The sequence below is a fragment of the Streptomyces olivoverticillatus genome, assembly GCF_014203555.1.
GTDB classification, from domain to species: Bacteria; Actinomycetota; Actinomycetes; order Streptomycetales; family Streptomycetaceae; genus Streptomyces; species Streptomyces olivoverticillatus.
Window position 1 is genome coordinate 1,032,429 of sequence record NZ_JACHJH010000002.1, and the last position, 13,515, is coordinate 1,045,943.

The following is a 13,515-nucleotide window of genomic DNA, read 5'->3' on the forward strand; positions in this document are numbered from 1 at the left end:
CGTGACGACGTGCCGGAGGAACAGTGGACGTTTCCCTGACCCTGTGGGCGCTGACCATCCTTGGTCTGTGCGCCCTCATCGCCGCCGACTTCTTCATCGGAGGCCGCAAGCCGCACGAGGTCTCCGTGAAGGAGGCCGGAGTGTGGACGGCGGTCTGGATCGCCCTGGCCGGGCTCTTCGGGCTGGGGCTGCTGGTCTTCGGTGGCGGCCGGCCGGCCGGTGAGTTCTTCGCGGGCTTCATCACCGAGAAGTCGCTGAGCGTCGACAACCTCTTCGTCTTCGTGCTCATCATGGCGAAGTTCTCGGTGCCGCCGGTGTACCAGCAGCGCGTGCTCATGGTCGGCGTGCTCATAGCCCTCGTGCTGCGGGCCGTGTTCATCGGCGCCGGGGCGGCGGTCATCGCCAACTTCTCCTGGATCTTCTACATCTTCGGGGCCTTCCTCGTCTGGACGGCCTGGAAGCTCATCCAGGAGGCGCGTGCGGGCGAGGAGGAAGAGGAGTTCGAGGAGAACCGCTTTCTCAAGCTGGTCGAGCGGCGCTTCCCCTCAACGGATCGGTACCACGGCACCAGCCTGTTCATCGTGGAGAACGGCAAGCGGCTGATGACGCCGATGCTCATCGTCATGCTGGCGATCGGCACCACCGACGTGCTGTTCGCGCTCGACTCCATACCGGCGATCTTCGGCCTCACCCAGGACCCGTACATCGTCTTCACCGCCAACGCCTTTGCGCTCATGGGCCTTCGGCAGCTGTACTTCCTGATCGGCGGCCTGCTGCGGAAGCTGGTCCACCTCTCGTACGGCCTGTCGGTGATCCTCGGATTCATCGGCGTCAAGCTCGTGCTGCACGCCCTGCACGAGAGCGGTGTCGCCGTCCCCGAGATCAGCATCCCCGTCTCGCTGGGTGTCATCTGCGCGGTGCTGGCCGTCACCACGGTCACCAGCCTCCGGGCGTCCGCCCGGCAGGAGCGGGCGGCCGTCGCGGAGGCGGGCGAGGAGAAGGACCGGGCGCAGGCCGGCGTCTGACGGACTGCGGGGCCCTCGATGGAGGGCCGGGTGCCGGGGCTCCGGATCAGGCCGGTGCCGGATCGGTGGCCGCGGGGGCGGCCGTCGCGGGGCGGGTCTCGGGGAGCATGAGGAAGCAGGAGAGGCTGAGCAGGGCGATGCCGGTCAGATAGACGGCGACGCCCCAGGGCGGGCCGTCGCCGCGGGCCGTCGCGGTCGCGACCAGCGGGGTGATGGCGCCGCCCAGCACCCCCGCCAGGTTGTAGCCGACGGCGGCGCCGGTGCAGCGCACCCGGGCCTCGTACAGCTCGGGGAGGTACGCGCCCACGACGGCGAAGGCGGTGACGAAGGCCAGCATCGCGACGACGAAGCCCAGCAGCATCAGTGCCGGGCGCCCGGTGTGCAACAGCCCGACCAGCGGAAAGGTCCACAGGGCCACGGCCGCGCAGCCGGCCAGGCACAGCGGGCGGCGGCCGAAGCGGTCGCCGACGAGGCCGACCAGCGGGGTGGCCACGCCCGAGACGGCGATCGCGACCATGATGCAGCCGAGCATCATCGTGCGGTCGATGCCCAGTTGTTCGGTGCCGTAGGCCAGGGACCAGGTGGTGACGGTGTAGAAGACCGAGTAGCCGATGGACAGCCCGCCTGCCGTGAGCAGAACGAGCCGCCAGTGGCTGCGGAAGACCTCGGCGAGGGGCAGCGAGGCGCGGGTGTCGTCGGCGGCCAGCGCGCGGAAGTCCGGGGTCTCGGCGAGCCGGCTGCGCAGCAGCAGGCCGGCGCCCGCGAGGATCCCGGCCGCCCAGAAGGGCACCCGCCAGCCCCACGAGAGGAACTGGGCGTCGGTGAGGGTGGCCGACAGGGCCAGGGTGATGCCGTTGGCGAGCAGGAAGCCCACGGACGGTCCGGCCTGGGGGAAGCTCGACCACAGCACGCGGCGGTGGGGTGGCGCGTGTTCGGTGGTGAGCAGCACGGCGCCGCCCCATTCGCCGCCGAGCCCCAGGCCCTGGAGGAAGCGCAGGACGAGCAGGAGCAGCGGGGCGGCGACGCCGATGCGGTCGTAAGTGGGCACCAGGCCGACGGCGACCGTGGCGATGCCGGTGAGGAGCAGGGAGGAGATCAGGACGGGGCGGCGGCCGCGGCGGTCGCCGATGTGTCCGAAGAGCATCGAGCCCAGCGGGCGGGCGATGAACCCGACACCGAAGGTGCCGAAGGCGGCGAGTGTGCCGACGAGGGGGGAGACGGTGGGGAAGAAGAGCGGGCCCAGGACGAGCGCCGCGGCGGTGCCGTAGGTGAAGAAGTCGTAGAACTCGATGGCGGTGCCGACCATGGAGGCGGCCGCCAGACGGAACATGCCCGGAATGCGTTCACGACGATGCATGTACTGCCCAACTTCCAGGGCGAGTACAGGAAACGGGGCGTGCGGAAGCGTTGCCGGGGGCGTGGCGGAACCGCGCCGTCCGCCTGGCGTGCGGACGGCGCGCTACCCCTGTAGGGGTGGCCCGCCCCCGGGCGTCACTGCCGTCTCACCAGCCGCGCTCGCGCCACTCCGCGAGGTGCGGTCGCTCCGCGCCGAGCGTCGTGTCGTTGCCGTGGCCGGGGTAGACCCAGGTCTCGTCGGACAGTTGGCCGAAGAGCTTGGTCTCGACGTCGTCGATGAGGCTGGCGAAGGCCTTGGGGTCGTCGTGGGTGTTGCCCACCCCGCCGGGGAAGAGGCAGTCGCCGGTGAAGACGTGCGCATGGCCGTGCGGGTCGTCGTAGACCAGGGCGATGCTGCCCGGGGTGTGGCCGACCAGGTGCCGCGCGGTGAGCTCGACGCGGCCGACCCGGATGGTGTCGCCGTCCGCCACCGGCACGTCCGTCGGCACCGGGATGCCCTCGGCGTCGTACGCCCCGGCGTAGGTGCGGGCGCCGGTGGCGTCCACGACCTCGCGCAGCGCGCCCCAGTGGTCCTGGTGCCGGTGGGTGGTGATGACCGAGGCGATGCCGCTGTCGCCGATCAGTCCGAGCAGGGTGTGCGGCTCCGCCGCGGCGTCGATCAGCAGCTGCTCGTCGGTGGCCCGGCAGCGCAGCAGATAGGAGTTGTTGTTCATGGGACCGACCGCGACCTTGGAGATCATCAGATCGGTCAACTCGTGTACGTCCGCAGGTCCGCCGACCTTCACATCTCCGCTGTACGTCATGATCCCAGCCTATAGCGGGGGCAGGGCGGGCAGCGGGCCGCCGGTGCATTGCAGCGCCGAGTCGTCGCGGCGGCCGGCGAGCCAGCCCAGCAGGTCGGGGGCGGTGCCGGTGACGGTCAGCGGTTCGCCTTCGGCGCGGCCCGTGGCCCAGCCGGCGCCGCCGGGGGCGGCCAGGCGCAGCGGCGGGAGGCCGTCGTGGCCCGAGAAGCGGTCCGCGAGGAACTCGATCTCGCGGGCGGTGAATTCGGCCGGGAGGTCCTCCAGCTCGTAGCCGATGCCCAGGTCGACGTGGTGGAGCTCGATCTCGACCAGGCGGCGGAAGGGGATGCGGGAGGCGCTGTCGGTGACGCCGTTGCGCAGGGTGACCGTGCGGGTCCAGTCGGCCGGGGCGGCGGCCACCTCCAGGAGGTGGCCCCAGGTCTCGCGCACGTCGGCGAGCTGGACGTCCAGGGGGCGGGGCGCGTCGCGCTCGATGTCCGCGTCGCGGACCTCGGCGCTCGCGTACATGGGGCGGCCCTCCAGGACGTTCACGAGGGCGTCCGCGTTGCGGGCGAGGTGGGCGAAGACATGGCCGCGGGTCCAGCCGGGCAGCCGTGACGGCTCGGCGACGGCGGCGTTGTCCAGCTTGGCGGCCGCGTCCAGCAGCCGGTCCGTTGCTTCGCGCAGGGATGCCAGATCGTGCACATGATCACTCATGTGCCGACCATAGCCTCCGCCACTCCTTCGGGTGAAGGTCTCCGCTTTCCGCCGTAAATCGAATACACGTGCTATATGGTCGTGGGTGGCATCGCTTACGACATCCGGGTGTCAGACGCTCCCCGTACTCTGGATCGGGGGCAGCGGCCCACCCCCGCAGCTCTCCACCAGAGCCGACTCTCAAGAAAGGTGCCGACCGGCGTGGCAGACCGTCTCATCGTCCGTGGCGCTCGCGAGCACAACCTCAAGAACGTCTCGCTCGACCTTCCCCGCGACTCCCTGATCGTCTTCACCGGGCTCTCGGGATCCGGCAAGTCGTCCCTCGCGTTCGACACGATCTTCGCCGAGGGGCAGCGCCGCTACGTGGAGTCGCTCTCCTCCTACGCACGGCAGTTCCTCGGCCAGATGGACAAGCCCGATGTGGACTTCATCGAGGGCCTGTCCCCAGCCGTCTCCATCGACCAGAAGTCGACCTCGCGCAACCCGCGCTCGACGGTCGGCACCATCACCGAGGTCTACGACTACCTCCGCCTGCTCTTCGCCCGGATCGGCAAGCCGCACTGCCCCGAGTGCTCCCGGCCGATCTCGCGGCAGTCCCCGCAGGCCATCGTGGACCGGGTGCTGGAGCTGCCGGAGGGCAGCCGCTTCCAGGTGCTCTCGCCGCTGGTGCGCGAGCGCAAGGGCGAGTTCGCCGATCTCTTCTCCGACCTCCAGACCAAGGGCTACAGCCGGGCCCGGGTCGACGGCGAGACGATCCAGCTCACCGACCCGCCCAAGCTCAAGAAGCAGGAGAAGCACACCATCGAGGTGGTCGTCGACCGCCTCACCGTCAAGGAGAGCGCCAAGCGCCGGCTCACCGACTCGGTGGAGACCGCGCTGGGCCTGTCCGGCGGCATGGTCATCCTCGACTTCGTCGACCTCCCCGAGGACGACCCCGAGCGTGAGCGGATGTACTCCGAGCACCTCTACTGCCCCTACGACGACCTGTCCTTCGAGGAACTGGAGCCGCGCTCCTTCTCCTTCAACTCGCCCTTCGGTGCCTGCCCGGACTGCACCGGCATCGGCACCCGCATGGAGGTCGACCCGGAGCTGATCGTCCCCGATCCGGACAAGTCGCTCGACGAGGGCGCGATCAGCCCCTGGTCCCACGGTCACACCAAGGACTACTTCAGCCGCCTGGTGGGCGCCCTCGCCGACGAGCTGGGCTTCCGTACGGACATCCCCTGGGCCGGCCTGCCGCAGCGCGCCAAGAAGGCGCTGCTCAACGGCCACCGCACCCAGATCGAGGTGCGCTACCGCAACCGCTACGGGCGCGAGCGCGCCTACACCACCGCCTTCGAGGGCGCCGTGCCGTTCGTCAAGCGGCGGCACTCCGAGGCGGAGAGCGACTCCAGCCGGGAGCGCTTCGAGGGCTACATGCGCGAGGTGCACTGCCCCACCTGCGAGGGCACCCGGCTCAAGCCGATCGTGCTCGCCGTCACCGTGCAGGGCCGCTCCATCGCCGAGGTCTCGGCGATGTCGATCAGCGAGTGCGCCGACTTCCTGCGGGAGATGACGCTCACCGGCCGCGAGAAGAAGATCGCCGAGCGGGTGCTCAAGGAGGTCAACGAGCGGCTGCGCTTCCTGGTCGACGTCGGCCTGGACTACCTCTCGCTCAACCGCGCCGCGGGCACCCTCTCCGGCGGCGAGGCCCAGCGCATCCGGCTCGCCACCCAGATCGGCTCCGGCCTCGTCGGCGTGCTCTACGTCCTGGACGAGCCGTCCATCGGCCTGCACCAGCGCGACAACCACCGCCTCATCGAGACCCTCGTCCGCCTGCGCGACATGGGCAACACCCTGATCGTCGTCGAGCACGACGAGGACACCATCAAGGTCGCCGACTGGGTCGTCGACATTGGCCCGGGCGCCGGTGAGCACGGCGGCAAGGTCGTGCACAGCGGCCCGTTGAAGGAGCTGCTGCGCACCGAGGCGTCCATGACCGGGCAGTACCTGTCCGGGAAGAGGTCCATCCCCATCCCCGACATCCGCCGCCCCGTGGACGGCTCCCGCCGCCTGACGGTGCGCGGGGCCCGGGAGAACAACCTGCGCGACATCGACGTGTCCTTCCCCCTCGGGGTGCTCACGGCCGTCACCGGAGTCTCCGGCTCCGGCAAGTCGACGCTGGTCAACGACATCCTGTACACCCACCTGGCACGCGAGCTCAACGGTGCGCGGGCCGTCCCGGGCCGTCACACCCGGGTCGACGGCGACGATCTGGTCGACAAGGTCGTCCACGTCGACCAGTCGCCCATCGGCCGCACCCCGCGCTCCAACCCCGCCACGTACACCGGCGTCTTCGACCACGTCCGCAAGCTCTTCGCGGAGACGATGGAGGCGAAGGTCCGCGGCTATCTGCCCGGCCGCTTCTCCTTCAACGTCAAGGGCGGCCGCTGCGAGAACTGCTCCGGCGACGGCACCATCAAGATCGAGATGAACTTCCTGCCGGACGTGTACGTGCCGTGCGAGGTCTGCCACGGTGCGCGCTACAACCGGGAGACCCTGGAGGTGCACTACAAGGGCAAGTCCATCGCCGAGGTGCTGGACATGCCCATCGAGGAGGCGCTCGCCTTCTTCGAGGCCGTGCCGACCATCGCACGCCACCTGCGCACCCTCACCGAGGTCGGCCTGGGCTACGTCCGCCTCGGCCAGTCCGCACCCACGCTCTCCGGCGGCGAGGCGCAGCGCGTGAAGCTCGCCAGCGAGCTGCAGAAGCGCTCCACCGGCCGGACCGTCTACGTGCTGGACGAGCCGACCACCGGTCTGCACTTCGAGGACATCAGCAAGCTGATCTCGGTGCTGTCCGGGCTGGTCGACAAGGGCAACACGGTGATCGTCATCGAGCACAACCTCGATGTGATCAAGACCGCCGACTGGGTCGTCGACATGGGCCCCGAGGGCGGCTCCGGCGGCGGCCTGGTCGTCGCGGAGGGCACGCCGGAGGAGGTCGCCTCGATCCCGGCCAGCCACACGGGCAAGTTCCTGCGGGAGATGCTCGGTGACCGCGTCAGCGATGCGGCCCCGCTCGCCGCCCCCAAGGGAGGCAAGCGGGCCGCCGCGGCCAAGCCGGCGAAGAAGGCCGCCGCCAAGAAGACGGTCGCGGCGAAGTCGACTGCGGCGAAGCGGACCGTTTCTGCGAAGACGACCGCCGCGAAGACGACCGCCGCGAAGAAGACGACGCGGGCGCGCCGCGTCTGAGCGGAGTCAGGCGGTGCCGAGCCCCTGGAGGGGCCCGGCACCGCCTGACTGCAACCTTGTGACGGCCCGGCGCGCTACCCCGCCAGTTCCGCCGCGTACGGCGGCTGTGCACCCCCGCGGGAGCAGGTGACGGCCGCCGCACGGGCCGCGTAGGCCAAGATCGCGCGCCACGCGGGCTCCGGCAGGGCGGCGACCTCCTCGCCGGAGAGCGCGCCGTACTCCGACAGCCGGTGCAGCAGCGCGGCGTTCACCGTGTCGCCCGCGCCGATCGTGTCCACGACCTCGACGCTTTCCCCCGGCACGGCACACGTGGCGTCCCCGTCCCGGGTGTGCACCGACAGCCCCTGCGCGCCATGAGTGACCACGACCGCGGACGGGCCCGCCGCCAGCCACTCCCGCGGGCTGCCGCCCAGCCACGCCGCGTCCTCGGCCGACAGCTTCAGCAGCGACACATACGGCAGCCAGGAGCGGAACCGGGCCCGGTAGGCCGGTGCGTCGGGGATCAGGCCGGGGCGGATGTTGGGGTCGAGAAGGGTGAACACCCCACGCCCCGACTCCCGCCGCAGCAGCGCCTCGTACGCGCTCGCGCCCGGCTCCAGGACCAGCGAGCACGTCCCCAGGCACAGGGCCCGCGTGGTGTCCGGCAACGGGCCGGGCAGCTCGAAGAGCCGGTCCGCCGTGCCGCCCGCGTAGAAGCCGTAGCCCGCCGAACCGTCCGCCCCGACGGCGGCCACCGCCAGCGTCGTCGGCTCGGGCCCCCGCTGCACCAGCGAGACGTCCACGCCCGCCGTTCGCAGCCCGCCGAGCAGCGCCTCGCCGAAGCCGTCCGCCGACACCCGCGAGCAGAAGGCGGCCTTCGCGCCCAGCCGCCCCAGCGCCACGGCCGTGTTGTACGGGCCGCCGCCCAGCCGCGGCAGCAGGGCAGGCAGCCCGTCGTCGCCGCCCGGGCCGCCGGGCACGAGGTCGATCAGTGCTTCACCGGCCACCACGATCACGTAAGCACTCCTTCCGCAGGTGCCCTCAGCCTCCCACGCAGCAAGCGGAACAACCCCTGCCGGTAGGGTCGGGGCTGCACCCGAGCCCTTTGCCCGTTGGAGACCGCCATGCCCAGCCCCTCTGTTCCGCCGGCGTCCCGCCGCACCGTGCTGCGCGGTGCCGCCCTGGCAGGCGCCGCCGGGCTCGGCGCCACCGCCTGCACCGGCGGTACGGGCAGCAAGGGCCCCGCCACCCCCACCGCGCCGGTGGACCTCGGGGCCGCGGACGCCATCCCGGCCGGCGGGGCCAAGCTCTTCCGCGAACAGCGCGTGGTCGTCTGCCGGTCCGCGCAGGGGGAGTACAAGGCGTTCAGCGCGGTGTGCACGCACGCGGGCTGCGTCGTCGACAAGATCGAGGACGGCAAGATCAGCTGCCCCTGCCACGGCAGCAAGTTCGACGCCGCCACGGGCAAGGTCCTCCAGGGCCCGGCGGGCGCGCCGCTGCCCTCCGTCCCCGTGAAGGCGGACGGCGGCAAGCTGGTGGCCGGCCCGGAGGCCTGAGGGCCCCTCCCGCCGCCCTTCACGACCAGTCCCAGGCGATCCCCAGGATCCCCGGCCGCACCCCCTGCTCCACCAGATGCACACCCGGATGCCGCCCCGCCAGCGTCAGCTCCCGCTGCCCGCTGCGCGGGGCGCCCGCGGAGGCCCGGGTGAAGCGGCGGCAGCGCACCGGCAGCGCGGCGTCGTCGAAGCGGACCTGGAGCACGTACTGCCCGCCCGCGAAGCTGAAACCGCGCACGTACTCGCTGCTCGTACCGCCCGTGCCGTCGTCGAAGCCGTAGCCGAAGACATAGGTCTCCCCGGCCCGCAGCCGCGCGTCGAAGAGCAGCTCCGCGACGAGCACGCCCGCCGCCGCGTGCCAGCGCACCCGCCCCACCCGGCAGTTCTCGGTCGCCCGCACCCGCACCAGACCCGGGTCGCAGCCGGTGTCGCCGTGGTGGATGGCCAGGTAGCGGTCCACGCCGTCCCGGTGCGCCCGCACCACATGGTGGGAGTCGCGCCCGCGCAACTCGCGCCGCGCGCCTATCAGGACGCGCTCCAGATGACAGACCGTGTGCAGCCCTCCGTCGGCCGGTGACTCCAGCTCGGCGAGCAGCAGCTCCAAGGCGTGGGACTCCTCCAGGAGGGAGCGGTAGGAGCGGGCGGCCGGCCGCTCGGTCGAGGCGCGACCCTGCGGCTGGAGCAGCCGGGTCAGGGCGTGCGCGGGCAGGTCCAGAACCTCTTCCAGCATGCGGACGGCCCTCAGCGACTCCGGCCGCTGTGGCCGCCGCGCACCCTGCTGCCAGTAACTGAGGCTGGTCACACCCACTTTGACGCCGCGCTGCGCCAGCCGGTGCTGCACCCGGTGCAGGGCGAGTCCGCGGGCCGACAGCGCGGTGCGCAGCGCCAGGTGGAAGGGGCCCGTGCGCAGCGCCTGGGCCAACTCGGCCTCGGCGGCGGCCGTGCTGCCGTCTTCCATCCGCTCGCTCCCTTGTGAAGGTGAATATTCACAAACGGTGGCAGAAGCTTCGGTGGCCTGGAGTGCCTTGTTCCTCCTGGGCGGGCATCGGCCGTTCACAACCGATTCGATCTGTTCACACCGCGCTCTCACCGAGCATTGAAGCCGGTTGACCCACCCCCGACAACACCTGATGCTCCTGGCACGCGTCCGGACGCGCTCCTCCACCTCAACCCCCCCGCCACGGGAGGAACGCGAAGATGACCCGTGCTTCGGCATCGGCACCCCAAGAAAAGAACCGCATACGCGGCAGACGGCTGTCCGTAGCGGCGCTCGTCGCCTCCGCCCTGCTCGCCGTCCCCACCACGGCGAGCGCGGCCACCGGCGACCACGCGGCGGCGTCCCTGCGCTCCGCCAAGCAACTCGGCATCACCATGCAGGCGCAGCAGAAGACCAACTGGTGCTGGGCAGGCTCCGGAAACACCATCGCCACCTGGTTCGGGCGCACCTACAGCCAGAACCAGTTCTGCAACGCCGCCTTCAACCGGCAGCAGGGCACCACGTGCCCCAACAACCAGGCCACCCTGGGCAATGTGCAGAACGCCCTGGACTGGGCTGGCATCAACTCCGGCTCGTACGTGAGTGGATGGCTGCGCTACCCGACCGTCAAGACCGAGATCGACAACAACCGGCCGATCGAGACCCGCATCCAGTGGTCGTCCGGCGGCGGTCACATGCACGTCGTCTACGGCTACGACGAATCCAACAGCTGGGTGTACTGGGGCGACCCGTGGCCCTCCAGCGACCGCTACAACTGGGCCTCGCACAGCTGGTACGTGGGCAACGACGAGTTCTCCTGGACCCACTCGCTCTACCGGATCGGGGCGTGAGGGCATGAACGCTCACCAGCGCTCCAGCAGCCACTCGCGCCGGAACGCGGCCCGCGCCGCGGCCGCCGGCGCGCTGACCGCCGGCTTGCTGGGCCTCGCCCCGCTCGCCCACGCGGCACAGCCCCCGGCCCCCGTAGCGCCGCCCGCCTCCGGCCTCGCCGCAGCACACGAGGTGGCACAGGCGCCCGCGACGCTCAAGACGCTCTCCCGCTTCTTCGCCCGCGACGGCGCCATCGCCGAGGACAAGGCGCAGCCGCGGATCGAGGGCGCGTCCGTGCCGGTGTACACGCTCTCCCCGGAGTTCGTGGCGGGCACGGCGGACGCCCCGGTGGCCAAACTTGAATTCCTGGCCAGCGCGGCGGTCTCGGCCGACGGGCAGAAGGCGTCGGTGTGGACGGCCCGCACCGGCGACACCTGGAAGGTCGTCAACATCGCCACCGGCGACGACGAGACGCGCTACGCCGCCGAGGGCGCCAGGAAGCTCAGCGGCGGCACCGTCTTCCGCGAACCCCAGATCAACGCCTGGTACGTGCAGCGCGGCGAGAAGGTGCTGCCGCTCGACGCGGACGCCGTCCGCGCGGTCGGCGAGGGCGGCACCACCCTGGACGCCTACCGGGCCCGGGTCCACCGGGCCTACGGCGACAAGCTGCCCGGCACCGCCTATGACAGGAAGGGGCTGGCGGGCGGATACGCGGGCAGTGCGGAGCAGCCGTCCGTGCAGAAGGCCGGTGCGGACCGGCCGGCGGCCGCGGCGCCGCGGGGTGACGGCGGTTCGCCGGCCGTGGCCTTCGCCGCGACGGCGGGCGGGGCGGCCCTTGCGGCCCTGGGCCTGGGCGGTGCGGCGGTGCGCAGGCTGCGCCGCCGCTGACGGCCCCTTCGGGCCGCAACCCCCACGGGACGCGCCCTTCCCCTCCGGCCCCGGCAGCCACCGCTGCCGGGGCCGGAGCCGCTCCCTGCCCTGGGCGGACACCGATTGTCACTGCCCGCAAGTAGGGTGTGTGACATGGCCGACCCCAGCAGCTACCGACCCAAGCCGGGACAGATCCCCGACTCGCCGGGGGTCTACAAATTCCGTGACGAGCACGGCCGCGTGATCTACGTCGGGAAGGCGAAGAGCCTGCGCCAGCGGCTCTCCTCGTACTTCCAGGACCTCGCAGGCCTGCACCCGCGCACCCGCACCATGGTCACCACGGCCGCCTCCGTGGAGTGGACGGTCGTCTCCACCGAGGTCGAGGCGCTCCAGCTGGAGTACTCCTGGATCAAGGAGTACGACCCGCGGTTCAACGTGAAGTACCGCGACGACAAGAGCTACCCCTCACTGGCCGTCACCATGGGCGAGGAGTTCCCGCGCGTGCAGGTCATGCGCGGCCCCAAGAAGAAGGGCGTGCGCTACTTCGGCCCGTACGCGCACGCGTGGGCCATCCGCGAGACGGTCGACCTGATGCTGCGGGTCTTCCCCGTACGCACCTGCTCGGCCGGGGTGTTCAAGCGCTCCGCCCAGATCGGCAGACCCTGCCTGCTCGGCTACATCGGCAAGTGCTCCGCCCCCTGCGTCGGCCGGGTGACCGCCGAGGAGCACCGCGAACTGGCCGAAGAATTCTGCGACTTCATGGCCGGGCGTACCGGCGCGTACATCCGCCGTTTGGAACAGCAGATGCACGATGCCGCCGAGGAGATGGAGTACGAGAAGGCAGCCCGGCTGCGGGACGACATAGAGGCGCTCCGCCGCGCCATGGAGAAGAGCGCCGTCGTCCTCGCCGACGCCACCGACGCCGATCTGATCGCGGTCGCCGAGGACGAGCTCGAAGCGGCCGTGCAGATCTTCCATGTCCGCGGCGGCCGGGTGCGCGGCCAGCGCGGCTGGGTGACGGACAAGGTCGAGGCGGTCGACACGGCCGGCCTCGTCGAACACGCCCTCCAGCAGCTCTACGGCGAGGAGAGCGGCGACGCGGTCCCCAAGGAGGTCCTGGTCCCGGCCATGCCCGAGCCCGCAGGGCCCGTCGCCCAGTGGCTGGCCGAGCGCCGCGGCGCCCGCGTGGACCTGCGCATCCCCCAGCGCGGTGACAAGAAGGACCTGATGGCCACGGTCCAGCGCAACGCCGAGCAGGCCCTCGTCCTGCACAAGACCAAGCGCGCCTCCGACCTGACCACCCGCTCCCGCGCCCTGGAGGAGATCACCGAGGCGCTCGGCCTGGACTCCGCGCCGCTGCGCATCGAGTGCTTCGACATCTCCCACCTCCAGGGCCAGGACGTGGTGGCGTCCATGGTCGTCTTCGAGGACGGCCTGGCCCGCAAGAGCGAGTACCGCCGCTTCCAGATGAAGACCTTCGAGGGGCAGGACGACGTCCGCTCCATGCACGAGGTCGTCGGCCGGCGCTTCCGCCGCTATCTGCAGGAGAAGCAGAAGACGGGGGAGTGGCAGGAGGAGGGCCCGGACGACCAGGCGCGCCCCGAGGAGGACGACCGCCCCAAGCGCTTCGCCTACCCCCCGCAGCTCGTCGTCGTCGACGGCGGCAAGCCCCAGGTCGCCGCCGCCCGGCGAGCGCTGGAGGAGCTCGGCGTCACCGATGTGGCCGTCTGCGGCCTCGCCAAGCGACTGGAAGAGGTCTGGCTGCCCGGCGAGGACGACCCCGTCGTCCTGCCGCGCACCAGCGAGGGCCTCTACCTGCTGCAGCGCGTGCGCGACGAGGCGCACCGCTTCGCCATCTCCTACCAGCGCAGCAAGCGGACCAAGACCATGAAGGCCGGGCCGCTGGACGCGGTCCCCGGCCTCGGCGGCACCCGCAAGCAGGCGCTGCTCAAGCACTTCGGCTCGGTCAAGCGGCTGCGCGCCGCGACCGTCGAGCAGATCTGCGAGACGCCCGGCATCGGCCGCAAGACGGCCGAGACCATTGCCGCGGCGCTCGCCCAGGCGGCCCCGCCCGCCCCGGCCGTCAACATGGCGACGGGCGAGATCATGGACGAGGCGGAGGAATGATGGACGTCGCAGGCGGGCCGCGGGCCCGCACACGCCGCAGTATGGAAGAGCGGACGGCATCG

General features: G+C 71.5%; 11 protein-coding genes. 6 read left to right on the forward strand and 5 right to left on the reverse strand.

All coding sequences use genetic code 11. From position 1 onward, the window contains the following. The first annotated feature begins 23 nt into the window (after window positions 1–23). Window positions 24–1,025, forward strand: coding sequence for a TerC/Alx family metal homeostasis membrane protein (locus FHS39_RS10030; RefSeq protein WP_184348464.1), 1,002 nt, complete (start codon window positions 24–26; stop codon window positions 1,023–1,025). Between the two features lie 46 nt (window positions 1,026–1,071). Here FHS39_RS10030 and FHS39_RS10035 read toward each other — a convergent pair whose 3' ends face one another. The 3 genes from FHS39_RS10035 to FHS39_RS10045 form a co-directional block, all read right to left on the reverse strand. Beyond that, window positions 1,072–2,355, reverse strand: a complete 1,284-nt coding sequence (locus FHS39_RS10035) for an MFS transporter (RefSeq protein WP_184348466.1) — start codon at window positions 2,353–2,355, stop codon at window positions 1,072–1,074. Between the two features lie 172 nt (window positions 2,356–2,527). Next, window positions 2,528–3,184 carry an MBL fold metallo-hydrolase gene (locus FHS39_RS10040; protein WP_184348468.1) on the reverse strand — a complete coding sequence of 219 codons (657 nt, stop codon included), beginning with the start codon at window positions 3,182–3,184 and terminating at the stop codon, window positions 2,528–2,530. Between the two features lie 9 nt (window positions 3,185–3,193). Further along, complete coding sequence (locus tag FHS39_RS10045; RefSeq protein WP_184348470.1) at window positions 3,194–3,880, reverse strand: maleylpyruvate isomerase family mycothiol-dependent enzyme; 687 nt, start codon at window positions 3,878–3,880, stop codon at window positions 3,194–3,196. Between the two features lie 201 nt (window positions 3,881–4,081). On the opposite strand from FHS39_RS10045, the gene uvrA reads away from it, so the two are divergent. Then, window positions 4,082–7,114: an excinuclease ABC subunit UvrA gene (gene uvrA / locus FHS39_RS10050; protein ID WP_184348472.1), complete on the forward strand. Its 3,033-nt coding sequence runs from the start codon at window positions 4,082–4,084 to the stop codon at window positions 7,112–7,114. Between the two features lie 74 nt (window positions 7,115–7,188). On the opposite strand, the gene FHS39_RS10055 is transcribed toward uvrA, so the two are convergent. Beyond that, window positions 7,189–8,109, reverse strand: coding sequence for a PfkB family carbohydrate kinase (locus FHS39_RS10055; protein ID WP_184348474.1), 921 nt, complete (start codon window positions 8,107–8,109; stop codon window positions 7,189–7,191). A 108-nt stretch (window positions 8,110–8,217) separates the two neighbouring features. On the opposite strand from FHS39_RS10055, the gene FHS39_RS10060 reads away from it, so the two are divergent. After that, a complete protein-coding gene (locus FHS39_RS10060; protein WP_184348476.1) occupies window positions 8,218–8,649 on the forward strand; it encodes a Rieske (2Fe-2S) protein in 432 nt (143 codons plus the stop codon). 19 nt (window positions 8,650–8,668) lie between these two features. On the opposite strand, the gene FHS39_RS10065 is transcribed toward FHS39_RS10060, so the two are convergent. Beyond that, window positions 8,669–9,607 (reverse strand): hypothetical protein, encoded by a 939-nt coding sequence (locus FHS39_RS10065; RefSeq protein ID WP_184348478.1) that lies wholly within the window; start codon window positions 9,605–9,607, stop codon window positions 8,669–8,671. 239 nt (window positions 9,608–9,846) lie between these two features. Here FHS39_RS10065 and FHS39_RS10070 point away from each other — a divergent pair, with 239 nt between their 5' ends. The 3 genes from FHS39_RS10070 (at window position 9,847) to uvrC (ending at window position 13,453) form a co-directional block, all read left to right on the forward strand. Then, a complete protein-coding gene (locus FHS39_RS10070) occupies window positions 9,847–10,476 on the forward strand; it encodes a papain-like cysteine protease family protein (RefSeq protein WP_184348480.1) in 630 nt (209 codons plus the stop codon). Between the two features lie 4 nt (window positions 10,477–10,480). After that, entirely contained in the window at window positions 10,481–11,344 is an 864-nt protein-coding gene (locus FHS39_RS10075; RefSeq protein WP_184348482.1) for a hypothetical protein, read from the forward strand. A gap of 135 nt (window positions 11,345–11,479) precedes the next feature. Further along, window positions 11,480–13,453 (forward strand): excinuclease ABC subunit UvrC, encoded by a 1,974-nt coding sequence (gene uvrC, locus FHS39_RS10080; RefSeq protein WP_184348484.1) that lies wholly within the window; start codon window positions 11,480–11,482, stop codon window positions 13,451–13,453. Window positions 13,454–13,515: the final 62 nt, after the last annotated feature.